This window comes from Tateyamaria sp. 7Alg 36, from assembly GCF_059882455.1.
Window position 1 is genome coordinate 709,230 of sequence record NZ_CM187613.1, and the last position, 24,172, is coordinate 733,401.

The 24,172-nt window shown below is 62.1% G+C and carries 20 protein-coding genes; 10 read left to right on the forward strand and 10 right to left on the reverse strand.

The features are described from left to right. The first annotated feature begins 103 nt into the window (after positions 1-103). The 4 genes from AC6GQJ_RS03405 (at position 104) to ilvN (ending at position 4,978) form a co-directional block, all read left to right on the forward strand. Positions 104-1,567: a cache domain-containing protein gene (locus AC6GQJ_RS03405; protein ID WP_500771787.1), complete on the forward strand. Its 1,464-nt coding sequence runs from the start codon at positions 104-106 to the stop codon at positions 1,565-1,567. Continuing rightward, on the forward strand, positions 1,564-2,226 hold the full coding sequence (locus AC6GQJ_RS03410; protein ID WP_500771789.1) for a response regulator transcription factor: 663 nt from the start codon (positions 1,564-1,566) through the stop codon (positions 2,224-2,226). The genes AC6GQJ_RS03405 and AC6GQJ_RS03410 overlap by 4 nt, the downstream gene beginning before the upstream one ends. Positions 2,227-2,653: 427 nt before the next feature. Then, positions 2,654-4,405, forward strand: a complete 1,752-nt coding sequence (locus AC6GQJ_RS03415) for an acetolactate synthase 3 large subunit (RefSeq protein ID WP_500771791.1) — start codon at positions 2,654-2,656, stop codon at positions 4,403-4,405. A gap of 12 nt (positions 4,406-4,417) precedes the next feature. Then, on the forward strand, positions 4,418-4,978 hold the full coding sequence (ilvN, locus tag AC6GQJ_RS03420; RefSeq protein ID WP_500771793.1) for an acetolactate synthase small subunit: 561 nt from the start codon (positions 4,418-4,420) through the stop codon (positions 4,976-4,978). Here ilvN and AC6GQJ_RS03425 read toward each other — a convergent pair. Beyond that, on the reverse strand, positions 4,975-5,733 hold the full coding sequence (locus AC6GQJ_RS03425; RefSeq protein WP_500771795.1) for a helix-turn-helix domain-containing protein: 759 nt from the start codon (positions 5,731-5,733) through the stop codon (positions 4,975-4,977). The genes ilvN and AC6GQJ_RS03425 overlap by 4 nt on opposite strands. A gap of 263 nt (positions 5,734-5,996) precedes the next feature. Between AC6GQJ_RS03425 and AC6GQJ_RS03430 the strand changes: the two genes are divergently transcribed. From AC6GQJ_RS03430 to AC6GQJ_RS03440, 3 genes are all read left to right on the forward strand, one after another. Further along, positions 5,997-6,356 carry a hypothetical protein gene (locus tag AC6GQJ_RS03430; protein ID WP_500771797.1) on the forward strand — a complete coding sequence of 120 codons (360 nt, stop codon included), beginning with the start codon at positions 5,997-5,999 and terminating at the stop codon, positions 6,354-6,356. Positions 6,357-6,464: 108 nt separating this feature from the next. Next, positions 6,465-7,622: an aromatic ring-hydroxylating oxygenase subunit alpha gene (locus tag AC6GQJ_RS03435; RefSeq protein WP_500771799.1), complete on the forward strand. Its 1,158-nt coding sequence runs from the start codon at positions 6,465-6,467 to the stop codon at positions 7,620-7,622. Next, positions 7,619-7,837 carry a hypothetical protein gene (locus tag AC6GQJ_RS03440; RefSeq protein WP_500771801.1) on the forward strand — a complete coding sequence of 73 codons (219 nt, stop codon included), beginning with the start codon at positions 7,619-7,621 and terminating at the stop codon, positions 7,835-7,837. Before AC6GQJ_RS03435 ends, AC6GQJ_RS03440 begins: the two co-directional genes overlap by 4 nt. Here the strand turns inward: AC6GQJ_RS03440 and AC6GQJ_RS03445 are convergent. The 6 genes from AC6GQJ_RS03445 to AC6GQJ_RS03470 form a co-directional block, all read right to left on the reverse strand. Then, entirely contained in the window at positions 7,834-8,625 is a 792-nt protein-coding gene (locus AC6GQJ_RS03445; RefSeq protein WP_500771803.1) for a DUF2189 domain-containing protein, read from the reverse strand. The genes AC6GQJ_RS03440 and AC6GQJ_RS03445 overlap by 4 nt on opposite strands. Then, the gene (locus tag AC6GQJ_RS03450; protein WP_500771805.1) at positions 8,622-10,046 is read right to left on the reverse strand and encodes an amidase; all 1,425 of its coding nucleotides are present in this window, start codon (positions 10,044-10,046) and stop codon (positions 8,622-8,624) included. The genes AC6GQJ_RS03445 and AC6GQJ_RS03450 overlap by 4 nt, the downstream gene beginning before the upstream one ends. 96 nt (positions 10,047-10,142) lie before the next feature. Continuing rightward, positions 10,143-11,267, reverse strand: coding sequence for a peptide chain release factor 2 (prfB, locus tag AC6GQJ_RS03455; RefSeq protein WP_500771807.1), 1,125 nt, complete (start codon positions 11,265-11,267; stop codon positions 10,143-10,145). A 121-nt stretch (positions 11,268-11,388) separates the two neighbouring features. Beyond that, complete coding sequence (locus tag AC6GQJ_RS03460) at positions 11,389-13,899, reverse strand: penicillin-binding protein 1A (protein ID WP_500771809.1); 2,511 nt, start codon at positions 13,897-13,899, stop codon at positions 11,389-11,391. Positions 13,900-14,047: 148 nt separating this feature from the next. After that, positions 14,048-15,259 carry an N-acetylmuramoyl-L-alanine amidase gene (locus tag AC6GQJ_RS03465; protein ID WP_500771811.1) on the reverse strand — a complete coding sequence of 404 codons (1,212 nt, stop codon included), beginning with the start codon at positions 15,257-15,259 and terminating at the stop codon, positions 14,048-14,050. A gap of 56 nt (positions 15,260-15,315) precedes the next feature. Continuing rightward, complete coding sequence (locus AC6GQJ_RS03470; protein WP_500771813.1) at positions 15,316-16,461, reverse strand: pyridoxal phosphate-dependent aminotransferase; 1,146 nt, start codon at positions 16,459-16,461, stop codon at positions 15,316-15,318. A gap of 22 nt (positions 16,462-16,483) precedes the next feature. Here AC6GQJ_RS03470 and AC6GQJ_RS03475 point away from each other — a divergent pair, with 22 nt between their 5' ends. Both AC6GQJ_RS03475 and AC6GQJ_RS03480 read left to right on the forward strand, forming a co-directional pair. Continuing rightward, positions 16,484-17,836, forward strand: a complete 1,353-nt coding sequence (locus tag AC6GQJ_RS03475) for a M48 family metalloprotease (RefSeq protein ID WP_500771815.1) — start codon at positions 16,484-16,486, stop codon at positions 17,834-17,836. Positions 17,837-17,840: 4 nt separating this feature from the next. Next, positions 17,841-18,587 (forward strand): DsbA family protein, encoded by a 747-nt coding sequence (locus AC6GQJ_RS03480; protein ID WP_500771817.1) that lies wholly within the window; start codon positions 17,841-17,843, stop codon positions 18,585-18,587. Between the two features lie 137 nt (positions 18,588-18,724). Here the strand turns inward: AC6GQJ_RS03480 and ispG are convergent, their stop codons facing one another. The 3 genes from ispG to hemA form a co-directional block, all read right to left on the reverse strand. Further along, complete coding sequence (gene ispG, locus AC6GQJ_RS03485) at positions 18,725-19,858, reverse strand: flavodoxin-dependent (E)-4-hydroxy-3-methylbut-2-enyl-diphosphate synthase (protein WP_500771819.1); 1,134 nt, start codon at positions 19,856-19,858, stop codon at positions 18,725-18,727. 88 nt (positions 19,859-19,946) lie between these two features. Continuing rightward, positions 19,947-21,146, reverse strand: a complete 1,200-nt coding sequence (locus AC6GQJ_RS03490) for a helix-turn-helix domain-containing protein (protein ID WP_500771821.1) — start codon at positions 21,144-21,146, stop codon at positions 19,947-19,949. Between the two features lie 114 nt (positions 21,147-21,260). Beyond that, on the reverse strand, positions 21,261-22,484 hold the full coding sequence (hemA, locus tag AC6GQJ_RS03495; RefSeq protein ID WP_500771823.1) for a 5-aminolevulinate synthase: 1,224 nt from the start codon (positions 22,482-22,484) through the stop codon (positions 21,261-21,263). Between the two features lie 232 nt (positions 22,485-22,716). On the opposite strand from hemA, the gene AC6GQJ_RS03500 reads away from it, so the two are divergent. Then, positions 22,717-24,099 carry a M20/M25/M40 family metallo-hydrolase gene (locus AC6GQJ_RS03500; RefSeq protein ID WP_500771825.1) on the forward strand — a complete coding sequence of 461 codons (1,383 nt, stop codon included), beginning with the start codon at positions 22,717-22,719 and terminating at the stop codon, positions 24,097-24,099. The last annotated feature ends 73 nt before the right edge of the window (positions 24,100-24,172 follow it).

A 24,172-nucleotide genomic window follows, 5' to 3' on the forward strand; every position in this document is an offset into this window, starting at 1 on the left:
TTTGACCAATCGGGCGGCGCAATTTCCACCCGAACGATAAGCCTGTGTGACAGAAGCTGCGGCGTCCCTTTGATTCGAGCCGCTTTCGGCGTATCGAAACCTTGTGGCTTCTTTCTTTCCCTTCCCGCGCCTGAGTTATGCGCAAAAGCTGTCCCTTGTGGCGGCGATTCCGCTTGTTCTGGCGGTGGCGGCCATTGCCGCCCTTGTGGCGCTGCAATCGCGCACTTTGGCCGAACGCGAGATTGCCGCGCTGGAATCCCAACTGATCGAGGCCAAGAAGCGCGAGCTGCGCAACTATGTCACCCAAGCGCGCAACGGGTTCTACTTTATCTACGGCTCTGCCGCGCCGGACGATCAGGCCGCAAAGGATCAGGTGGCGCAAATCCTGTCGGCGATGATCTATGGCGAGGAAGGGTTCTTTTTCGTCTATGACTATGACGGCACCAATCTGGTGAACCCGCGCCAGACCGACATGATCAACCAGAACCACATGGACCTCACCGACAGCAGCGGCACGCCCGTGGTGTCCGACCTGATCCAGATAGCGCGCCAAGGCGACGGGTATCTGACGCATCTGTGGCCCAAACCCTCGACCGGCGAAGAGGCCGAGATGATCACCTATGTCACCTCTTTCCCGTCATGGCGGTGGGCGGTTGGCACGGGCGTGTTCATTGACGACGTTCTGACCACCGTGGCCGCCGCCCGCGCCGAGGTGGAAAACCGCGTGGCGCATACCTTCTATTATATCTGGGCGATCACGCTTGTGGCGCTGTTTCTGGTGTTTGCGTCGGGCATGGCGCTGAATGTGCGTGAACGCCGGATGGCGGATGCAAAACTGAAGAAACTGACCCAGCGGGTGCTGGACGCACAAGAAGAAGAACGCGGCCGCGTGGCGCGCGAATTGCATGACGGGATCAGCCAGATCCTTGTGGGCGTGCGCTATGCGCTCGACACTGCGCGGCGGCGGCTGGAAAAAGGCAGCGGCGATGTGGGCACACCCCTGCATCAGGGCGTCGACAACCTTGCCACCGCCATCACCGAAGTCCGCCGGATCAGCCGCGACCTGCGCCCCGGTGCGCTGGACGATCTGGGCCTTGGTCCCGCGCTTGAGGCGCTGGTAGGCGATTTCGGGCAGCGCACCGGCATGGACACGCAGTTTGACACGGTGGTGTTCCGCAACCGGCTGGATTCGGATGCGAAGATCGCCCTTTATCGTATCGCCCAAGAGGCGCTGACCAATATCGAACGCCATGCGGATGCAACCAAAGTTTCGGTCGATCTGCGCGGACACAAACGCGGCGCGACGCTGCGTATCTCGGACAACGGCATCGGCCTTGCCCGCACCAGTCGCGAGGCCAGCGCAGGCATCGGTCTGCGCAATATGCAGGAACGGGTGGAACAGCTGGACGGGCAGCTGCGCATCCTGTCAAACAGCGATGGTACCATGATCGAAGTGACCGTGCCGCTGACGCACCTGCTGCCGCCGGAACCGTCGCCTGAACCGACCCAAGACGCAGACCCCGACACTGCCCCCGACCTGATGACCAAGGACCGCGCCCGCGCATGACCTCACCTGCCCCCTCCTCTGCCCTGATCCGTGTGCTGATCGTGGATGACCACCCCATGGTTGCCCAAGGCATCCAGTCCGTTCTTGAGGACCATGACGGGATCGAGGTGGTTGGCACGCTGGGCAACGGGCGCGCCGCGATTGCGCAACTGGATGCGCTGGACCCCGATGTGATCCTGATGGATCTGAACATGCCCGGCATGGGCGGGCTGACCGCGACGGAACTGGTGCTGGAACAGCGCCCCAACACGCGGGTGCTGATCCTGTCGATGCATGACAGCCCCGAATATATCTCCTCCGCCCTCGGGCACGGGGCGATGGGCTATCTCCTCAAGGACGTGCCAACCGACGAAATCGCCCGCGCGATCGAGGCTGTGATGCGTGGCGAACGGTATTTGTGCACAGGGGCCGAGGGCGCGATTGCCCCACGTTCCTCCGACGTGCCCGGTGCGCTGACAGGGCGCGAACAAACCATCCTTCTGAAACTGGCGCAGGGCATGTCGAACAAGGACGTGGCCACCGCACTCGATATCTCGGTGCGCACGGTCGAAACCCACCGCAAGAACATCAAGCGCAAGCTCGGCATTTCCTCGACCGCCGGTCTGACCCGTTACGCACTGGAACACGGCGTGCTGCAAGGCACCGGCAACGCGCGCTAGGCGCGCCCCTCGCTCAACGCATATACTACCTGCTCGGGGTGCTTTTGCGCCTCGGTTGGCGCGCTCGTGCCCTTCACAGATCATCCGCCGCCGTGCTGCACCGCCGCAAATAGCGCCGATCCGGCCCCGAATCCGCGCAAATTTTCCCAGTTATTGCGGCCAATCCGAAAACGGCGCAACAAAATGTCGCAATTTTCGACGCCAGAGACACTTTTTTCGGGCTTTTGCCGGTTGACGCCCTTTTTCACCGCGCATAGTGTCCCTGCACGCAATCAAGGGGCCAAGAGGTCAATGACACCACTAGTCGTCATCGTAGGACACAAGCGCATGGGCCGGTAACGGAAATCCAAAACCAAACCCATGCGCCTCCGGATTTTCGGGGGCCTTTTTTTTGCTGAATTGAAACCGCAACTCGGAGCACGCGGATATGACACGTCAAATGACCGGAGCGAAAATGGTCGTCCAAGCCTTGATCGACCAAGGTGTGGATACAGTATTCGGATACCCCGGAGGGGCTGTGCTACCGATCTATGATGAGGTCTTTCAGCAAAACTCCATCAAACACATTCTGGTGCGCCACGAACAGGGCGCGGTCCATGCCGCCGAAGGCTATGCGCGTGCCACCGGCAAACCCGGTGTGTGCCTTGTGACCTCCGGCCCTGGCGCGACGAACGCGGTGACGGGCCTGACGGATGCGTTGATGGACAGCATTCCGATCATCGTTCTGACCGGTCAGGTGCCGACATTCATGATCGGATCGGACGCGTTCCAAGAGGCCGACACCGTCGGCATCACCCGCCCCTGCACCAAGCACAACTGGCTGGTCAAGGAAACCGACGCCCTGTCCGGCGTCCTGCACGAGGCCTTTCACGTGGCCACAGCGGGTCGTCCGGGTCCGGTGCTGATCGACATCCCCAAAGACGTGCAGTTCGCCACCGGCACCTATTCGCCCCCCAAGGCGTCGACCTCGCATTACCAGCCGCAGGTCAAAGGCGACATGGAGGCAATTACCGAACTGGTTGCCGCCCTCGAAACCGCCAAACGCCCTGTGTTCTACACCGGCGGCGGCGTCATCAACTCTGGCCCCGCGGCCAGCCAGTTGTTGCGCGAACTGGTTGAATCTACGGGCTTTCCCATCACCTCGACCCTGATGGGCCTTGGCTGCTATCCGGCGTCGGGCGACAAGTGGCTGGGCATGTTGGGCATGCACGGCCTTTATGAGGCGAATATGGCGATGCACGGTTGCGATCTGATGATCAACATCGGCGCGCGCTTTGACGACCGGATCACGGGGCGCATCGACGCGTTCAGCCCGAATTCGATCAAAGCGCATATCGACATCGACCCAAGCTCGATCAACAAAGTGATCAAGGCCGACATCCCGATTGTGGGCGACGTGGCGCACGTACTCGAAGATATCCTGAAGGTCTGGAAATCGCGCGGTCGCAAGACCAACGCGGCAGCCGTGTCCAAATGGTGGGAAAAGATCGACGGTTGGCGCAAGGTCGACTGCCTGAAGTTCCAACAGAAGGGCAAGGTGATCAAACCGCAATACGCCCTGCAACGGCTTGAGGCACTGACCAAGGATCACGACCGTTACATTTGTACCGAAGTGGGCCAGCACCAGATGTGGGCCGCGCAGTACCTCAACTTCGAGGATCCGAACCGCTGGATGACCTCCGGTGGTCTGGGCACCATGGGCTATGGCTTCCCTGCGTCTATCGGTGTGCAGATGGGCCATCCGGATGCGTTGGTGATCAACGTCGCGGGCGAGGCGTCGTGGCTGATGAACATGCAGGAACTGGGCACGGCGATGCAGTTCAACCTGCCCGTCAAACAGTTCATCCTGAACAACGAACGTCTGGGCATGGTGCGCCAGTGGCAGGAATTGCTGCACGGCGAACGCTATTCGCACAGCTGGTCCGAAAGCCTGCCCGACTTTGTGAAACTGGCCGAAGCCTTTGGCGCCAAGGGCATCATCTGTTCCGACCCCGACGATCTGGACGACGCGATCATGGAGATGATCAACCATGACGGCCCTGTCCTGTTCGACTGTCTGGTTGAAAAGCACGAGAACTGTTTCCCGATGATCCCGTCGGGCAAGGCACATAACGAAATGCTGATGGGCGAGGCCGACACCCAAGGGGCGATCGACGCCTCCGGTTCGGTTCTGGTATAAGGAAGCGCTGAGATGTCCGCACTAAAACTCAAAAAAGGCTCCAACAGCCATTCCGCCTATAACCTACGGCCCACATTCTCGGATGTGGTGGAAAAGCACACGCTGGCGGTGCTGGTCGAAAACGAACCCGGTGTCCTCGCGCGCGTTATCGGCCTGTTCTCTGGGCGCGGTTACAACATCGAAAGCCTGACCGTGGCCGAGGTGGACCATCAGGGGCACCTGTCGCGCATCACCATCGTGACAACCGGCACGCCGCAGGTGATCGAACAGATCAAGGCGCAGCTTGGCCGCATCGTGCCTGTGCACGAGGTCCACGACCTGACGGTCGAAGGGCCGTCGGTCGAGCGTGAACTGGCGATGTTCAAAGTGGCGGGCAAAGGTGACAAGCGCGTCGAGGCGCTGCGTCTGGCCGATATCTTCCGCGCAAATGTGGTGGACAGCACCCTGGAAAGCTTCATTTTCGAGATTACCGGCGCGCCCGAAAAGATCGACGCCTTTGCCGATCTGATGCGCCCGCTGGGTCTGGTCGAAGTGGCCCGTACCGGCGTCGCCGCCCTGCCCCGCGGCGATTAACGGAACGGCGTGTCCGGCTTCAGCAACCGCTGATGAAACGGAAGCAGATCGTCAATATCGCAATAGCCGGCGGCCTTGCTGGCGGCTTTTGCGGTGCCGATGCCGGTACCGAGATACTCATAGACCATCCGCACGGCCCGTTCCTGCCCCGGCTCGTCCCGCACCGTGCGCGTCACATATCCGACCCAATAGTTATTTTCGAACGAGGTGACGCGGGTTAGATAATTAAAGGACGTGGTCATCGCGTCCTTGCGCGAGATCAGCGCCGCAATCCCGTCCTCTTGCCGCATGACCAGCCCGCGAAATTCCCGCGTGCCCCGTGTGAGGTTCAGGCCCTGTGCCTTGATCGCCTCGCGTGCCTCATAGCCACGGATGAACGTTGCCGACCCTTGGCGGAACACGCGCACGACGCCGGTGATGTATTTCTTGCCTTCCATGAAACTGCGCCGTGAAAAGCGGTAAAAGCCACTTGGGAATACGCTCTCGGTCACACTTTGCACGCCGACGCCCAGATAGGCGCCCAGCACGGGACCGGTCAGCGGGTCGTCGGTTGTGATGATATTGTCGACCGGTTCAAGCAGAACCCGCGCATCCACATCGAAAAAGTCGCAGATTCGCGCCAGCACATCGGGGCGCGGAAAGCTTTCGCCAGATAGATAGCGGTTGAATTGGGTGCGGTTTATCCCCAATTGGCGGGACAGTTCAGAGATAGACGGGTACGCATCGGCAAGAATCCGCAGATTTGCCCCAAACATACTGCGTAATTCCGCCGGTGACCGCCGTGTTTCAACCATGGCATCGTCCCACCTTTTGTTTTGGGTGTCGCAAACTGGTCAAAAGTGCTACCAGATAGATGATCTATCAACCAATTCGACGCTAAATAGCGTCAAACTGACGCGTAAGCGCACCTAGACGATACTCTCATCGACACAAAAAGCAAGCGTACGACTCTGTATTGGGACTGTAATTTAAAGCGGGAATTGAATTTCTTGTTGTTTAATCAACTAATGGTAGTGGTATGCTAGGTGTAATTTTATGGAGCGACGCGGCCGCACAAAAGGCCGTTCTATGGTGCGAAGACCAGGGCGATCTCGCCTATCTGTCCGGCGCACATGCGGGCAATCTGCCCGAGACGTTCTTTCAGATCGGCGACCTGCTTGAGGTTGACGTGCGCACCCATCGCAACATGCGACTGGCCTCCAATCCCCGCTGCGTACAAACCAGCGCGGGCCGCGAGGCGATTGACGGTCTGGCCGCCGTCACGGCACAGATTTGTACCACCCTGTCCGACACTGCCCATGTGATCCCCTTTCCCGCCAAGGGCACAGCCGCCCACCCCGTGGCTGCGCGCACTGCGTCGCGAAAACGCCTAGGCTGACCTTTGCCGCACCTTCGGGTGTCGTTGCAGGCAAATCCACGTCGAAAACGCGCAAGCACCCGCAACGGTGATCCCTAGGCTTGGACCGGCAAGCCACGGGAGGAACCGATGCACCAGACTGACCTCAGCGCCGTCCGCCAGCCCATTTCACACGCCCATGGCCTGCCAAACGCGCATTACATCGACCCGTCCGTGTTTGACGAGGAAAAGCACGCGCTGCTGATGGCGGGCTGGTCCGGCCTTGCCGCCAGCGATGATGTGCCAGAGGCGGGCGATGCAGTCCCGATGGAATTTCTGGGCATGCCACTACTGTTGATCCGCGACCGTGCGGGCGATGTGCGTGTGTTCCACAATATCTGCCGCCATCGCGGCATGATCCTTGTCGATGTGCCCCGCAAGATCGAAGGGGCAATCCGCTGTCCCTATCACAGCTGGTGCTATTCGACCCAAGGGCGGCTTGTCTCTACTCCCCATGTGGGCGGACCGGGGCAGAACACTGCCCAAGGCATCGACCCCGCCCTGCTGGGCCTGATCGAAGTGCGCAGCCATATCTGGTTCAACGTGGTCTGGATCAACCTGTCCGGCACCGCCCCCGCGTTCGAGGATGCGAACGCCGATTTGCTGGCGCGCTGGTCTGATTTCGACAAACCGTTCCACCACGGCGGCGCGGACAGCCGGTTTGAACTGGCGGTGAACTGCAACTGGAAGCTCGCAGTCGAGAATTACTGCGAAAGCTACCACCTGCCGTGGGTCCATCCGGGCCTGAACAGCTATTCCCGCCTTGAAGATCATTACCATATCGAAGCGCCCGACAGGTTCTCCGGTCAGGGCACCACCGTCTATCGCCAATTGCAGGGCGACGATGGCGCGCGTTTTCCCGACTTTGCCGACATGCCCGCGCAGTGGGACACGGCGGCAGAATATGTTGCCGCCTATCCCAATGTCCTGCTGGGCGTGCACCGCGACCATGCCTTTGCGATCATCCTGACGCCTGTCAGCACCGACCGCACAACCGAAACCGTGCACCTGTTCTATGCCAGTGCCGACACCGATCCGGCCCTGCGTGCGCGCAACACCGAACAATGGAAGCTGGTGTTCGAAGAGGACATTTTCGTCGTCGAAGGAATGCAGCGTGGCCGCCATGCGCCGATGTTCGACGGCGGACGGTTCTCGCCCGTGATGGACGGGCCGACCCATATGTTCCACGACTGGGTGGCCGCACGGATGGCTGATCATCGCGCAGCCCCCGCCCAAGCAGCCGAATGACGGATCTGGACGACCGCCTGCTTGCCGCCCACGCAAGCGGCGATCTGGCGACCCTTGTCACCCTGTATCACACGGCCGCGCAACAGGCAGACACCGACGGCGCGCGTGCGTTCTATTTGACCCACGCCCATGTCTTCGCGCTTGAGGCGGGGCATCCGCTGACCGCGTCTCTCAGAGCCGAACTGGTGAACATGGGGCGCGAAACGCCGCTTTAGCGCGCGCCCGCCGCGATCTGCGCATAGATGTGCCAAGACGCATGGCCCAGCCACGGCAGCACAACGAACAGCCCCAGCAATCCCAGCAAGACCGCAAGGCCCAACAGCACCGCGATCACAACCGCCCAAGACAGCATCGCGCGCGGATAACGGCGCACATAGCCGACGCTGGTGATGATGGCCGTCACATAATCCACTTCGCGCGCCAGCAGCAGCGGCAGGCCCAACACGCAGATCGCAAAGAACAGTAGCGCGAACAACCCGCCCACAGCGGTGCCAAGGGCGATCATCATCAGCCCGTCCGCGCTCAGGAACACGTCCAGCGACGAGGTGACGTTGACCATCGGCTTCAGCCCCAGAAACAGGGCAAAGATCATGTGACCGAGGAAGAACCAGAACAGCAGCGCGCACATCATCAGCATCGACAGCCACGGGATCTGCCGAGCCCCTTCGGCGCGCAACCGCCCCAGCACCGCGCCCACCGTGGCGGGTTCGCCCGACCCCAGACGGCGCGACACCTCGTAAGTGCCAAGGGCGCAGATCGGCGCCACCAGCGGAAAGCCGAACACCGCCAGCACCAGCCAGAACGTATGCCCCGCCCACAGGGTCAATGCGATCAGCACCCAACCCGCCAGCACCGCCGCCGCCCCTGTCAGCAGGCCGAAGAACGGGCGCGCCCTAAAATCGGTCCAGCCCATGGCAAGGGCGCGGCGCACCAGCCCCTCGATCGGGGCGTGCAGCGGCGGGATACCGGCGGGCAGATCAGGATAGGGGTTGGTGGCGGTCATGCCCTTGCGCCTTTGCCTAACACGGGCGGGCGGCGCGTGGGCCAGTCGGTTGCCTCGTGCCACGCCTGCGCCAGACGCAACAACTGTGCGTCGCTGCCGCGTCGTCCGATCAGTTGCAGGCCCATGGGCAAATCCTCCGAGCCGCCAAAGCCAATGGGCACATTGACCACGGGCAGGCCAATCAGGCTCGCGGCAATCACCACCTCCATCCAGCGGTGATAGGTGTCCATCCCCTGCCCCGCGATCTCGCGCGGCCAGTCCAGTGTCACGTCAAAGGGGAAAAGCTGCGCGCTTGGCAGGGCCAGCACGTCATATTGGTCAAACAGGGTCGCGGCGGTCTTGAACCAGTCGCTGCGGATCAGGCTGGCGCGGTGCACCTCCATCGCCGACAGGGCAAGGCCGCGCGCGACCTCCCAGATGGCAGTATCCTTGAGGTGGTCGCGCCGCGCAGGGTCGGCATAGATGTCACCGAGGCCACCGGCGACCGCCCAGCTACGCAGGGTGATCCACGCCTGCCACAGTGCGTCGCGGTCAAAGGGCGCATCAAGCGGCGTGACGGTCACCCCGATTTCGCCCATCTCGCCAAGGGCGTGTTCGCACAGGTCCAGCACGCCCGCCTCGAACGCGAGGGCCCCGCCCCAGTTTCCCAACCAGCCAAGGTTCAGCACACCCGTCCCGCCCGCCAATTGCGGCAAGGCAGGCGCTTGCGCCACGCCGTGAGGCTGGCGCGGGTCGGGTCCGGCCATGGTGTCGAGCAGCGCGGCCAGATCACGCGGGTTGCGTGCCATCGGCCCGTTGGTGGACAACTGGTGCAGAAAACTGTCGCCCGCCGGTTCTGACGGGACAAGGCCCCAGCTTGGCCGCATCCCGTAGACATTGTTCCAGCCCGCAGGGTTGCGCAGGCTGCCCATCATATCCGATCCGTCCGCCACCGACAGCATACCGCAGGCCAGCGCCACACCCGCCCCGCCTGACGATCCGCCCGCGCTGCGCGCCGTGTTGTAAGGGTTGCGGGTGGGACCGAAGACGGGGTTGATGCTGTGCGATCCCAGACCGAATTCGGGCGTGTTCGTCTTGCCGATAAAGATGGCGCCAGCCGCCCGCAGCCGCGCGATGGAAATGTCGTCCTGCGCCGCCACCTGCCCCGCAAACAATGGCGATCCCATAGAAGTGGGCAAACCCGCGGCATTGGCCAGATCCTTGATCGCCATGGGAATGCCGTGCAGCCAGCCCTTGGAAGGCGCAGCATCGGCCGCTGCGGCCTCGGCCATCAGGGCGTCGGCATCGCGCAGCGACACGATGGCGTTTACCTGCCCGTTGCAGGCGTCGATCCGCGCCAGCGTTTCGGCCATCACATCCTGCGCCGTGATCTCGCCCGCGTCAATGCGGGCACGTAGGGCCAAGGCTCCGTCTTCGATCACAGCGCATTCCTTCTGTCACCGGTGCTGCGCGCACCTGTGTCAGAGTGGACCGTTCGGGCCCGCCAAATCAAGCGTTGTGAGAGGGAAAGGCGGGGCTTAGTCGCCCTGCGCCTCGGCGCGGCTTTTGCCCGATACGTCCATCGCCAGCGTCGCCGCCATGAACCCGTCCAGATCACCGTCCAACACCCCCTTGGTGTCAGAGGTTTCGTAGTTGGTGCGCAGGTCTTTGACCATCTGGTAGGGTTGCAGCACATAGGACCGGATCTGGTTGCCCCAGCCCGCATCGCCCTTGTTCTCGTGCATCTCGTTCACAGCCGCGTTCCGGCGGTCCAGCTCCATCTGGTACAGCCGCGATTTCAGCGCCTTCATGGCGATGTCGCGGTTCTGGTGCTGGGACTTTTCGGAACTGGTGACAACGATGCCCGTGGGCGCGTGGGTGATCCGCACCGCCGAGTCGGTGGTGTTCACGTGCTGGCCACCCGCACCGGAGGACCGGTAGGTGTCGATGCGGATATCGGCGGGGTTCACCTCGATCTCGATATTGTCGTCCACCACCGGATAGACGCCCACGGATGTGAACGAGGTGTGGCGTTTGGCGGCGCTGTCAAAGGGGCTGATGCGCACCAGACGGTGCACGCCGGATTCCGACTTCAGCCAGCCATAGGCGTTGGTGCCGCTGATCTTGTAGGTGGCGGATTTGATCCCCGCCTCTTCGCCCGCGCTTTCGGACTGCAATTCAACCTTATAGCCCTTCTTCTCGGCCCAGCGGACATACATGCGCGCCAGCATCGAGGCCCAGTCGCAGCTTTCCGTGCCGCCGGCGCCCGAGTTGATTTCGAGGAAGGTGTCGTTGCCATCGGCCTCGCCGTCCAGCAGCGCCTCAAGCTCTTTCTGGGCGGCCAGTTCGGCCAGCGCCTTCAGCGCGGCCTCGGCATCGCCGACGACTTCGGCGTCGTCTTCCATTTCGCCCAGTTCGATCAGTTCAATATTGTCCGCCAGATCCTGCGAGATGCGCGAATGCACCTCAAGCGCGTCGACCAGCATCTGGCGGTCGCGCATCAGCTTTTGCGCGGCCTCGGGATTGTCCCACAGGTTCGGGTCCTCGACCCGCGCATTGAATTCCTCAAGGCGGTGCTGGGCCGTTTCGATGTCCAGCCGCTGGGCCAACAGGTCCACCGACTTTTCGATTTCGGCCACAAGGTTCTGGATTTCCGCGCGCATAATTCAACTCATTCTAGGAGTGTTTCGAGATAGCCCAAGCCCAAGGTCGCTACAAGCCGTCTTGCCCCCTGCCCCGTTCAGGCAAGGCGCGCGGCAGGTTCCCCCGCCGCGCCGCTGATGATTAGTACAAACCGCCCGAGCTGAGCGTGCCGAACGTGGCCTTGGGGCCGACAACGGCCTTTTTGCCGGTGGATGTCGTTACCTGACGGCCACCGCCGCCGACTTCCTCGACCAGCGGCAGGTCCGCACCCATGGCAAAACCACCGTCAAAGATCACGTTGAAGGTCGGCAGTTCGCAGTCGCGGAAATATTCGGCAACCACGTTGGCGCCCGACGCACCATCGCTGAGGCGCGAACCGGTAAAGCGGTCGATCTTGATGAAACAGCCACCCTCGGGCACCTCGAACTTGCCGCCGCCGTATTTCTTGATGGCTTCGCTCATGAACGCTTGGAACACAGGGCCGCACATGCCGCCGCCCGACGCACCACGGCCAAGGCTGCGCGGTTGGTCATAGCCGATGTAGCAGCCCGCGACGATGTTGTTGGAAAAGCCGATGAACCACACGTCCTTGGCGTCGTTCGTTGTTCCTGTTTTGCCCGCAATCGGCACCGGCAGCTTGACTGTGCCCGAGGCCGTTCCGCGCTGCACAACGCCTTCCATCATCGACGTGAGCTGATAGGCGGTGATCGGGTCCATGACCCGTTCGCGGTTCGACACCACCTTGGGTGCGAAGGACGGATCAAGGCTCGCCAGTTGGGTGCAGTCGTTGCACACCCGTTCGTCGTGGCGATAGACAGTGCGCCCGAAACGGTCCTGTACGCGGTCAACCAGCGTCGGCTGCACACGCTCGCCCCCGTTGGCAAACATCGCATAGGCCGACACCATCTGGTACAGCGTCGTTTCTTCGGAGCCGAGCGAGTTGGCAAGGAACGGACCCATATCCTCGTAAACGCCAAAGCGTTCGGCATAGTCGGCCACAATGTCCATCCCCACCTCTTCGGCAAGACGGATCGTCATCAGGTTCCGCGACCGTTCGATCCCTGTGCGCAGGGGCGTCGGGCCATAGAACTTGTTGGACGAGTTACGCGGACGCCAAAGGCCTTGGGGCGTGTTAATCTCGATCGGTGCGTCCACGACGATTGTGGCGGGGGTGTACCCGCTGTCCAGCGCGGCGGCATAGACGAAGGGTTTGAACGACGAACCGGGCTGGCGTTTGGCTTGGGTGGCGCGGTTGAACACCGAATGCTGATAGCTGAAACCACCCTGCATCGCGATCACGCGGCCTGTGTTCACGTCCATTGCCACGAAACCGCCCTGCGCCGCTGGTACCTGACGCAGCGACCAGCGGATGAACGAACCGTCGGAATCCGCCGTCATGGCGCGCACCATGACCACGTCGCCGACTTCGAAATTGTCAAAAAAGTTGCCCTTGAGCCATTTGATGTCTTCACGCGGGACCACGGGCGCGGGTTCGTCCTCGGTCCAGCCTTCGATGCCGACGCGCAATTCCTGATCGCCCACCTCAAGCACAACGGCGGGACGCCAGACGCCATTCAGGTCCACGTCACGCGGCAGCGGCATGTTGGCCAGCACGTCAGCCCAGTTGTCCATGTCTTCGGCGGCAATTTTCTTGCCTGTACCGCGCCATGTGCCGGAATTACGGTCGAATTTCTCAAGCTCGCGGCGCAACGCCTCGGCGGCGACAGGCTGCATCTCGGCGTCGATGGTAGCGCGCACGGTGTAACCACCGGTAAAGAACTCGCCCTCACCGAAGTTGTTGCTCAGCTGGCGGCGGATTTCGTCGGTGAAATAGTCGCGCGGGGGCAGTTCCTGTTTAAAGCTGCCGAAGTCGCCATTCTGCACCGACCGCAGCGGCATCGCACGCTCGGTCTCATAGACTGCCGCGTCGATATAGCCGTTCTCGTGCATCTCTTTCAGCACGAAGTTCCGGCGCGCCAGCAAGCGGTCCTTGCGGCGCACGGGGTGATAATCGGACGGCGCTTTGGGCAGCGACGCAAGGAAGGCCGCCTCGTGCGGGGCCAGTTCGCTCAGCGTCTTGTTGAAATAGGTCTGACTCGCCGCAGCCACGCCATAGGAGTTCTGACCGAGGAAAATCTCGTTCAGGTACAATTCGAGGATCTTTTCCTTGCTCAGCGCCTCTTCGACGCGGGCGGCAAGGATGATTTCCTTGATCTTGCGTTCGGCCTGACGGTCGCCGGACAGCAGGAAATTCTTCATTACCTGCTGGGTGATGGTCGAGGCACCGCGCACGTCGCGGCCACGGGATTTCACCGCATCCACAGCCGCCGCCGCGATACCGCGCAGGTCGTAGCCTTCGTGGGTGTAGAAATTCTTGTCCTCGGCGCTGATGAACGCCTGTTTGACCAGCGGAGGGATCGTATCGGCGGGCGCGAACAGGCGGCGTTCCTGCGCGAATTCGTCGATGATCTGCCCCTCGCCGGAATAGATGCGGCTGATCGTGGGCGGCTGGTACTGGGCCAGCGACTCGTGGCTGGGCAGGTCGCGCCCGTACATCCAGAAAATCGCACCGATGGACAACGCCACCATGGCGATCCCCATTGTGACCGTCGTGAAAATCCCGCCGAAGAAGGACAAAATGAACCGAAGCATGACCGCCCGCACCTGTTTTAGAAAGGTTGCTTTATAGGTGGGGTATACGCGAGGCCGCAGACAGGGTCAAAAGCCATCTAAGGCGCGATCCCGCCGATGTGATCACCGACGCAGCGTCGCATCCCTGCCCCATGGGCGGGTTTGGCGGTTACTGGCGCACCAACGGCTGCATCGCCAGATCGGCGTCTCGCCATTGCAGGATGCCGTTTGCCAGCGCCTCGACCATGACCGCGCGCCAGATCGGGTCGCGCAGGTTGGCCAGATCGCGTTTGTCCGACAGGAACCCCACCTCGACCAGAACCGACGGGATATCGGCGCTTTTCAGCACCGAAAAAGATGCCTCGCGGCGCGGGCGCTTGTTCATCGGGCCACCGGCGGTTTTCATCGCTTCGATCAGCGTTCTGGCCAGTGTCTGCGTGCGTGGCATGGTTTCGGCGCGCGCAAGGTCCATCAGGACCGAGGCGACCTGATCGTCCGTTCCGCTCAGGTCCACGCCCGCGATAATGTCGGACCGGTCATGTTGTGCCGCCAGTTGCGCCGATGCGGCATCGCTTGCCTCGTCCGACAGGGTATAGACTGTGGCCCCCCGCGCCTGCCCTGCGCTGAGCGCATCGGCATGCAACGAGACGAACGCATCCGCCCCCGCCTGGTGCGCCATTGCCACCCGTCCGGTCAGCGACACGAACTCGTCGCGGTCGCGGGTCATCACCACCTCGACCCCGCCCGCACGGTGCAGCGCATCCCGCAGGGCCAGACCGATTCCCAGCATCAGGTCTTTTTCCGTGGTGCTGTCACGCACCGCACCGGGATCGACGCCGCCATGGCCCGGATCAATCACGACGACAAAACTGTCGTCCTTTACGACCACCGGCGGGGCCGCTGCCTGCACACCCCAAGACGGATCAACGGGCGCGCCTGTGCGGGTGGCAAAGGCGTCGGCCTCGACCTCTTCCAGCTTGATTTCCAGCACCGCACTGCCCGTGGCCGCATCGACAGGCATCCCGATCTCGACCGGAAGCATCGGGGTTTCAAGGTCGGCCACAAAGCGCGACCAGCCGGGTTTGAAGGTGCCGAAACGCGGGTTGGACAGGGCCGTGGCCTTGCCCAGCAGGCTGTCCCGCGACAGGCCGGTGAAATCGACCTCGCGGAAATCGACCACAAGGCGCGCGGGCGCATCAAGGACAAAGACACGGAACGGCACCCCTTGGGACAGGGCCAGTGTCAGCGTGGTGGTGCCGAACCACCCCTCGTGCACGCCGCTGCGGTCGGGATCGACACGGGCCAGCCCCGACAGGTCTTGGGCCGCCGCCGAGGTGATGGCGACAAGCCAGATCGAAACCGCAAGAAAGATCGCCCGCATAGCTGTGCCCGCTTTTTTCACCAGTCTAGGGCAAAGTGCTGCGCAGGTGAATCCCCCTAACGCCGCGCCTGCATGAATTTGGTCAGACGCTCCAACCCTTCGGCAATGTCGGCGGTGCTGCGCGCATAGGAAAAGCGCAAGGTCTTATGCCCGCGCACGGGGTCGAAATCGAGCCCCGGTGTCACAGCCACCCCTGCCTCGTCCAGAATCTCGCGGGCAAGGACGCGCGAATCCTCGGTCAGGTCTGACACGTCCGCATAGACATAGAATGCGCCGTCCGGCGGCGCGATCCGGTCAAAGCCTGCGCGCGGCAACCCATCCAGCATCAGCGCACGATTGGCGCGGTATACATCCATATTGGCCTGCAATTCATCATGCGCGTCCATGGCGGCAAGGGCAGCCACCTGACTGGCATGGGGCGCACAGATGAACATGTTCTGCGCAAGCCGTTCAACCGCACGCACATGATCGGGCGGCACCACCATCCATCCGATGCGCCAGCCCGTCATCGAGAAATATTTGGAGAAGGAATTGATGACATAGACGTCATCGCTGACCTCCAGCGCGGTCACCGCCTTCGCCTCGTATTCGATGCCGTGATAAATCTCGTCGCTGATAAAGCTCGCCCCCGCCCCTTGGGTCGCGTGGATCAGGTCGGACATGGCGGTGTGATCCAGCATGGTGCCCGAGGGATTCGCGGGCGACGCCACCAGCAGCCCCGCCAGATCGAGCCCTGCAATGTCGGCAGGCACGGGTTGCAAGCGGTTGGAATCGGAGGTGGGCAGATCGACCGGCTCGAACCCCAAGGCGCGCAGGATCTGGCGATAGCTCGGATAGCCCGGCGCGCCGATGCCGACGCGGTCGCCACTGTCAAACAACGCGTTAAAGGCAAGAAGGAAACCGCCCGACGCGCCCGAGGTCACCACCACCCGTTCGGGATCAAGATCGACGTTGTACCACTCGCCATAAAGGCGCGCGATGCGGGCGCGCAAAGCAGGCAGACCCAGTGCCACCGTATAGCCAAGCGGTCCTTCGGCCATGGCCGCATTCAGGGCGCGGATCGCGGCCTGCGGTGCACCAGTACCGGGCTGGCCAACTTCCATGTGGATGATGTGGCGTCCGGCCTCTTCGGCGGCGCGTGCGGCCTCCATCACGTCCATCACAATAAAGGCATCGACGTCACTGCGTCTTGAGGTTCGCATGGGGTCTCCTATGATCGCTGCCATGACCTTTCATACCTATGCGCGTCTGGCGTCAACATATGTACTTGGACTGATTGTCGCTGTGGCGCTGGCGCTGCCTGCGCGGGCGGCATCGCTGCTGCGCGATGCGGATATGGAATATGCGCTGGCCCAAGTCGCCGCCCCTGTGCTGAGCGCGGCGGGTCTGAGCGCGGGGCGTACCAAGATACTGGTTGTCGATGACGGGTCGCTGAACGCTTTTGTGGTGGGCAATGACGCGATCTATATCCACTCGGGGCTGATCGGGCGGATGGAGAATGCCGCGATGCTGCAAGCGGTCATCGCGCACGAGGCCGCGCATATCGCCAACGGCCACATCACGCGCCGCATGACCAATATGAAAAGTGCGCGCACCGCTGCCGGACTGGGCATGGCACTGGCCGTGGTTGCCGCCGCTGCGGGCGGGGGCGAGGCCGCTGGCGCGCTGGCCGTGGGGTCGCAAAGTGCTGCGATGCGCGCCTTCTTGACCCATACACGGGCCGAGGAAACCTCGGCCGATCAGGCCGGTGCACGCTATCTGCGCAGCGCGGGCATTCCGCTGTCGGGCATGGTGCAGGTGTTCCAACTGTTTCGCGGTCAGGAAGTTCTGTCTGCCGCGCGTCAGGATCCTTACGTGCGCTCGCACCCGCTGAGCCGTGACCGGCTGCGCACCATTGAAGGCTATGCCGCGGCTTACGGCGACACGAAAAGCGCCAATGCGGCGACGTGGGATTACTGGTTCACCCGCGCCAAGGGCAAGCTGACCGCCTATCAGCGCCGGCCAACCTGGACGCTGAACCGGTTGGGCGAGACCGGTTACGCCGATGTGCGCCTGATGCGCGAGGCGATGGCGCGGCACCGCAATTCGCAGACCAAACAGGCGCTGAACGCGATCAATCAGGCCATTGCGATGCGCCCCAGCGATCCGTTCTATTACGACCTCAAAGGACAGATCCTGATGGAGACGCGGCAATTCCAAGCCTCGGCCAATGCCCATGCGCGCGCCGTGCAGTTGCGCCCACGCGACGGGCTGTTGCAGGCGGGATATGGCCGTGCGCTGCTGGCCAGCGGCAATGTAAGCGCCGCCCTGCCCGCTCTGGAACGTGCCCGCGCCATCGATTTCCGCGACGGGTCCATGCTGCGCGATCTGTCGGTGGCCTATGCGCGGTCCGGCAATACCGGCATGGCCGCGCTGATCACCGCCGAACGCTATGCCCTGCGCGGCAGTCTGGAAGACGCGGGCATTCACGCAAAACGGGCCACGGGGCTGCTGCCCGAAGGCTCTGGCCCTTGGCAACGGGCGCATGATGTGCTCCTTGCGTCCGAGCGCCTGAAAAAATCCAAAAAACGGAGATAACCCGATGTTTCGCACCCTCGCCGCCACGTCCCTTCTGGCGCTTGGCCTTGCCCTGCCCGCGCAGGCCTTTGACCTGACCCAGATGAGCGATGAGCAACGCAAAATCTTCCGCGAGGAAGTGCGCAGCTATCTGATGGACAACCCGCAAGTCATCATGGAAGCGGTCGCCGTTCTGGAACAGCGCGAACAGGCCGCGCAGGAAGAGGCTGATGCGAACCTTGTGGTGAACAATGCCGACGAGATTTTCGACGACGGCTACAGCTTTGTCGGCGGTAATCCGGACGGGGACATCACGCTGGTCGAGTTCCTTGACTACCGCTGCGGCTATTGCAAGCGCGCCCATGGCGAGGTGGCCAAACTGCTGGAAACCGACGGTAATATTCGCCTGATCGTCAAGGAGTTCCCGATCTTGGGAGAGCAGTCGCTGCTGGCCTCGCGCTTTGCCATTGCCACAAAACAGGTGGCGGGCGATGCGGCCTATAAAGGGCTGAACGACGCGCTGATGGCGATGAACGGCGATGTGACTCTGCGCAGCCTGAAACGGATGGGCGCGACATTCGGACTGGATGTGGATGCGATTGAGGCGGCGATGGACAGCGAGGCCGTCACCGAAGAGATCCGCCGCACCCGCGCCCTTGCGCAGCGCTTGCAGATCACCGGCACGCCGACTTTCGTGATGAAGGACGAGTTGCTGCGCGGCTATCTGCCCTATGACCAGATGCAGGCACTGGTCGAGGAAAAACGCGGGTAAGGGTGTTCGGGCTGAGGGCTTTGGCCTTTTAGTTTCGCCGCGCTGGCGCTGCGGCGACCGACCGGGGGCGCTGCCCCCGGACCCCCGCAGTATTTTTGGCCAAAAGAATTTAGTGTGATGCGGGGGAGCCGCGCGCGTTATTCGGCGGCTTGAGCCTCGGCTGCGGCGGCGGCGTCGATTTCGGCGGCTTTCTTTTCCACCTGTTCGACGATGTGATCGACCATGCTGGCATTGTCCTGTTTATGGCTTTGCTTGCCCGCAAGATAGACCATGCCGTGCCCTGCCCCGCCGCCGGTAAAGCCGACATCGGTCATCAGCGCCTCGCCCGGGCCATTCACGACGCAGCCGATGATCGAGAGGGACATGGGCGTTTTGATATGGGCGAGCCGTTCTTCGAGGGTTTCGACCGTCTTGATCACGTCAAAGCCCTGCCGCGCGCAGGACGGACAAGAGATGATGTTCACGCCGCGATGGCGCAGGCCGAGGGACTTCAGGATTTCATAGCCGACTTTCACCTCTTCCACCGGATCGGCGGAGAGGGAGACGCGGATCGTGTCGCCGATGCCCATCCACAGAAGCTGTCCCAGACCGATGGCGGATTTGATGGTGCCGGAGGTCAGCCCGCCTGCCTCGGTGATGCCGAGGTGGATCGGGGCGTCCGTCGCGTCAGCCAGTTGCTGGTAGGCGGCGGCGGCCATGAAGACATCGGATGCTTTGCAGCTAATCTTGAATTCGTGGAAATCGTTGTCCTGCAGGATCTTGATATGGTCGAGACCGGATTCCACCATCGCGTCGGGGGTCGGCTCGCCGTATTTGTCCAGCAGGTGTTTTTCGAGGCTACCGGCATTCACGCCGATACGGATCGAGCAGTTGTTGTCGCGTGCCGCCTTGATCACATCCTTGATCCGGCGTTCGTCCCCGATATTGCCGGGGTTGATGCGCAGGCAGGCCGCGCCGGCCTCGGCCGCTTCGATCCCGCGTTTGTAGTGAAAGTGGATGTCGGCAACCAGCGGCACGGGGCTTTCGCGCACGATCTGCTTCATTGCCTTGGCACTGTCTTCGTCCGGGACCGAGACGCGCACGATATCCGCGCCCGCCTCGGCAGCGGCCTGTACCTGTGCAATTGTAGCAGCGGCATCCGTGGTCAGCGTGTTGGTCATCGTCTGCACCGTGATCGGCGCATCGCCCCCCACTGGCACGTTGCCCACCATGATCTGGCGGCTTTTACGACGGTAGATGTTCCGCCACGGGCGGATGTGGTTCAGGGACATATCGATGGCCTTTGCGACGGGTGCCAGTTGTCACACACCTAGTCAGCCACGCAACGCGCGGCAAGGCCCGGCACAGGTTTTGGCGGTCTTATTCGGTGGGTTGCGCGACGGCGGCGGCCTTGGCCTCGGCATAGCGGACCAGACCTTCGTCGGTCGACACTTCGACCGGCAGGTAGGTTTCCTGAAGGCCCGCGATTTCCAGCGGCAGGTTCGAGGTCACGGCGCCGGTCTTTCCGACGGGGCCATAGAACTTGTCGTTCATCGCGAAATAGATCGCGCCGCTTTCGCCGGTACGCAGGGTCGGTGCCTCTTCGGTCAGAGGGGCCTGCCATGTGTCACCAGGCTGCATTGTCGCCTCGAAGATGACAGTGCCATCGGCGGCGCGCACACGCACCCACGATGGGCGCACGGCAACCATGGTCAGCGCCTCGGCAGGGGTTTCAACCACCTGCGGCACGCTGGGTGTGTTCAGCGCCGGCGCGGCAGAGGCCAGAAGGCTGGGCGCGGCGTCGGTTTCGGGTGCGGTGAACGTGCCCACATTGCGCGGATCAAGCGTTGCGATTGGCGCGTCACGGGCGACCAGCACTGGCACGTCGAGTGCTTGCGGGCGGTAAAGACGATCCAGCGCATCGGCGCGCGGTGTCTGCACATCGGGGCCCAGCACGGATTCAACCGGCGCGGCACCGTTCAGCGGGTCAAGGTCGGACAGAACAACCGGCGTCTGGTCCACAGGGGCCACTTGCACGCGTTGCACTTCCTGAAGGATCGCATAACCGCCAAAGCCCAAGCCGCCGATCAGCGCCAGCAAAACGAGTGTCGAGCCGATTGCGCGAGGTTCGATGCTGGACCACATCGCCTCGCCCGCGGGGGCGAAGGGGGTGGCGGGTGCGGAAAAGATATCGCCTGCGGGACGACGGGAAAGGCGTTCCTCGCGGCTGGTTTTCTTGACCACCGATGCTTCGGCAGACATGCCGTGGGCCACGGAAAATCCGCTTTCGGCGCAGAAACCGGCGAAGGCGCGGTCGGGGTCCATGTTCAGATAGCGAGCGTAGGACCGCACATAGCCCGCGATGAAACCGGGTGTATCAAAGGCATTGGGATCGCAGGCCTCAATGGCGGCAATATAGCTCGCCTTGATGCGCAACTCGCGCTGTACGTCCAACAGGGATTTGCCAAGGGTCGCACGTTCGCCGCGCATGATATCCCCAAGACGCAGATCAAAGTCGTCAAAACCCTTGGGTTCAACGATTTCCTTGTCCTTCGTATTGGCGGATTTGCGCCCTATCATGCCCCTGCCCCATCGTAGTCATCGCGTTAACGAACCTGTCCCACACGATTCGTCTCACGGCTCTTGTTTAACAGACTTTAACACATGGCAACGCCAATTGCGAATTTAAGTAAACTACCCCGCATCCTCGGCGCGATTCAGCGCACAATGCGACCACAGATTGTCCATTGCGGAAACCAGTGCATCTATTTCACGCGGACCGTGAACGGGCGACGGGGTAAAGCGCAACCGCTCTGTGCCGCGCGGCACGGTGGGGAAGTTGATGGGCTGCACGTAGATGCCGTGCTGTTCCAGCAGCATGTCGCTGAGGATCTTGGTGTGCACGGGGTTGCCCACCATGACAGGCACGATGTGGCTGCCGTGATCGATGATCGGCAGGCCCATGCCCTTCAGCCGCAGCTTGAGCGCCTTGGCCTGTGCCTGATGGTCCGCCCGCAGATTTTCAGCCGTTTTCAGGAACTTGACCGACGCCGCCGCACCAGCTGCAATGGCGGGTGGCAAGGATGTGGTAAAGATGAAACCGGGCGCGTAGGAGCGTACCGCGTCGCACATCTTGGCCGACGCGGCGATGTAGCCACCCATCACGCCATAGGCCTTGGCGAGCGTGCCGTTGATGATGTCGATCCGGTCCATCAGACCGTCGCGTTCACAAACACCGCCACCGCGTGGACCGTACATGCCCACGGCATGCACTTCGTCAATATAGGTTAACGCGCCGAATTCATCTGCCAGATCGCAGATTTCCTCAATCGGGCCGAAATCGCCGTCCATGGAATAGATCGACTCGAAAGCAATCAATTTGGGCGCGGCAGGATCATCCGCCTCAAGCAATTCGCGCAGGTGTTCCACGTCATTGTGACGGAACACGCGTTTCGCCCCACCATTGCGGCGCACCCCTTCGATCATCGACGCGTGGTTCAGCGCGTCCGAATAGATGATCAGCCCCGGAAACAGTTTGGGCAACGTCGAAAGGGTCGCATCATTGGCAATATAGGCACTGGTGAACAACAGCGCGGCTTCCTTGCCGTGCAGGTCCGACAGTTCTGCCTCAAGCTGTTTGTGGTAAACGGTTGTGCCGGAAATGTTGCGCGTGCCGCCAGAACCGGCACCGGTCGCATCAATCGCCTCGTGCATCGCCGCCAGCACCACAGGGTTCTGCCCCATGCCAAGATAGTCGTTGCCACACCACACCGTGATCGGCGCCTGAGAGCCGTCAGGGCGGGTCCAGACCGCGTGCGGAAACTGACCTTTCTGACGTTCGATATCAATAAACGTACGATAGCGCCCTTCGTCATGAAGGCGCTGCAGGGCATCATCCAATTTGGCTGTGTAATCCACACGAGGCTCCATCTTGGTCAGTGTTCACGCCAAACCTTTGACGCGTCGATTTAAAATTGCACTTTAGAACGAATATAGACTGTCGCCGCTGCCTTCAATGCTAAACCCTCGGGCGTCATGTCGCAGGTGGGCAATTCCTGACCCCGCGCTCTTGCGCGCGTTCGGCTGCGCTCTGGACACGCCTGCGCGCGCCGCTACTGTGCCAGAAAAACGCGACAATCAGGAGCTTCCGATGACCCTCGACGCCGTTCTCTCCCGCATCGACACCGACCTGCCACAGGCAACCGAGCGGTTGCTCGACCTGCTGCGCATCCCGTCGATTTCGACCGATCCCGCCTATAAGGCCGATTGTGACAAGGCCGCCGACTGGCTGGTGGCGGACCTGCAAAGCATTGGCGTGAAGGCAGAAAAACGCCCCACCCCCGGCCATCCGATGGTGGTGGGTCATGTGGGCGAAGATGCGGATACCGATGGCCCGCACCTGCTGTTTTACGGCCATTACGATGTGCAGCCCGTTGATCCGCTGAACCTGTGGGACCGCGACCCGTTCGACCCGCAGATCGAGGACACCCCCGCAGGGCGCGTGATCCGCGGGCGCGGGTCTTCGGATGACAAGGGGCAGTTGATGACCTTTGTCGAAGCCTGCCGCGCTTGGAAGGCCGAACATGGCACCCTGCCCTGCCGCATCACTTTCTTCTTCGAGGGCGAAGAAGAAAGCGGCTCGCCTTCGCTGGTGCCCTTTATGAACGACAACGCGGAAGAGTTGAAATCCGACATCGCGCTGATCTGCGACACCGGCCTGTTCGAATCGCGTGTTCCGGCCATTGTCACCATGCTGCGCGGCCTTGTGGGTGAAGAGATCACAATCACCGCCGCGAACAAGGATTTGCACTCCGGCATGTTCGGCGGCATCGCAATGAACCCGATCCGCGTGTTGACCAAAATCCTCGGCAATCTGCACGACGACACAGGGCGCGTGACCGTGCCCGACTTCTATGACGGCGTGCCCGAACTGCCCGACACGATCGAGGCACAGTGGCAGGGCCTTGCCTTTGACCACGCCAAATTCCTCGGCGACGTAGATCTGTCGGTTCCCGCAGGCGAACAGGACCGGACCCCGATTGAAATGATCTGGTCCCGCCCAACGGCGGATGTGAACGGAATCTGGGGCGGTTATACAGGCGCCGGTTTCAAAACCGTGCTGCCTAGCGAAGCCCACGCCAAAGTGTCTTTCCGCCTCGTCGGCGATCAGAACCCGCACAAGATTCGCGAAAACTTCCGCAAAATGGTGACCGACGCCCTGCCCGCGGACTGCACTGCCACCTTCCACGCCCATGGCGCAGGCGCGGCTTCCATCACCGAAACCACCGATCCGGCCTTCGAACAGGCGCGCGCCGCGCTCAGCGACGAATGGAATATTCCGGCGGCTTATGTGGGCTGCGGCGGCTCCATCCCGATTGCAGGGCATTTCCAGCATATCCTCGGCACCACACCCATGCTGGTCGGCTTTGGCCGCGACGACGATCAAATCCACTCGCCCAACGAAAAATACGATCTGGAAAGCTTCCACAAAGGCATCCGTAGCTGGGCGCGCATCCTTGATGCGCTGACCTGACCACCCCTGCCCGTCTTTGGGTGACAAATACCTCGGGGGTGCGGGGGCTGGCCCCCGCTCCTCCCCCTTGAAG

Coding starts and splice junctions, on each gene's coding strand:
- AC6GQJ_RS03410 (WP_500771789.1), top strand. CDS start 1,564: ATGACCTCACCTGCCCCCTCCTCTGCCCTGATCCGTGTGCTGATCGTG.
- AC6GQJ_RS03415 (WP_500771791.1), top strand. CDS start 2,654: ATGACACGTCAAATGACCGGAGCGAAAATGGTCGTCCAAGCCTTGATC.
- ilvN (WP_500771793.1), top strand. CDS start 4,418: ATGTCCGCACTAAAACTCAAAAAAGGCTCCAACAGCCATTCCGCCTAT.
- AC6GQJ_RS03425 (WP_500771795.1), bottom strand. CDS start 5,733: ATGTTTGGGGCAAATCTGCGGATTCTTGCCGATGCGTACCCGTCTATC.
- AC6GQJ_RS03430 (WP_500771797.1), top strand. CDS start 5,997: ATGCTAGGTGTAATTTTATGGAGCGACGCGGCCGCACAAAAGGCCGTT.
- AC6GQJ_RS03435 (WP_500771799.1), top strand. CDS start 6,465: ATGCACCAGACTGACCTCAGCGCCGTCCGCCAGCCCATTTCACACGCC.
- AC6GQJ_RS03440 (WP_500771801.1), top strand. CDS start 7,619: ATGACGGATCTGGACGACCGCCTGCTTGCCGCCCACGCAAGCGGCGAT.
- AC6GQJ_RS03445 (WP_500771803.1), bottom strand. CDS start 8,625: ATGACCGCCACCAACCCCTATCCTGATCTGCCCGCCGGTATCCCGCCG.
- prfB (WP_500771807.1), bottom strand. CDS start 11,267: ATGCGCGCGGAAATCCAGAACCTTGTGGCCGAAATCGAAAAGTCGGTG.
- AC6GQJ_RS03460 (WP_500771809.1), bottom strand. CDS start 13,899: ATGCTTCGGTTCATTTTGTCCTTCTTCGGCGGGATTTTCACGACGGTC.
- AC6GQJ_RS03465 (WP_500771811.1), bottom strand. CDS start 15,259: ATGCGGGCGATCTTTCTTGCGGTTTCGATCTGGCTTGTCGCCATCACC.
- AC6GQJ_RS03470 (WP_500771813.1), bottom strand. CDS start 16,461: ATGCGAACCTCAAGACGCAGTGACGTCGATGCCTTTATTGTGATGGAC.
- AC6GQJ_RS03475 (WP_500771815.1), top strand. CDS start 16,484: ATGACCTTTCATACCTATGCGCGTCTGGCGTCAACATATGTACTTGGA.
- AC6GQJ_RS03480 (WP_500771817.1), top strand. CDS start 17,841: ATGTTTCGCACCCTCGCCGCCACGTCCCTTCTGGCGCTTGGCCTTGCC.
- ispG (WP_500771819.1), bottom strand. CDS start 19,858: ATGTCCCTGAACCACATCCGCCCGTGGCGGAACATCTACCGTCGTAAA.
- AC6GQJ_RS03490 (WP_500771821.1), bottom strand. CDS start 21,146: ATGATAGGGCGCAAATCCGCCAATACGAAGGACAAGGAAATCGTTGAA.
- AC6GQJ_RS03500 (WP_500771825.1), top strand. CDS start 22,717: ATGACCCTCGACGCCGTTCTCTCCCGCATCGACACCGACCTGCCACAG.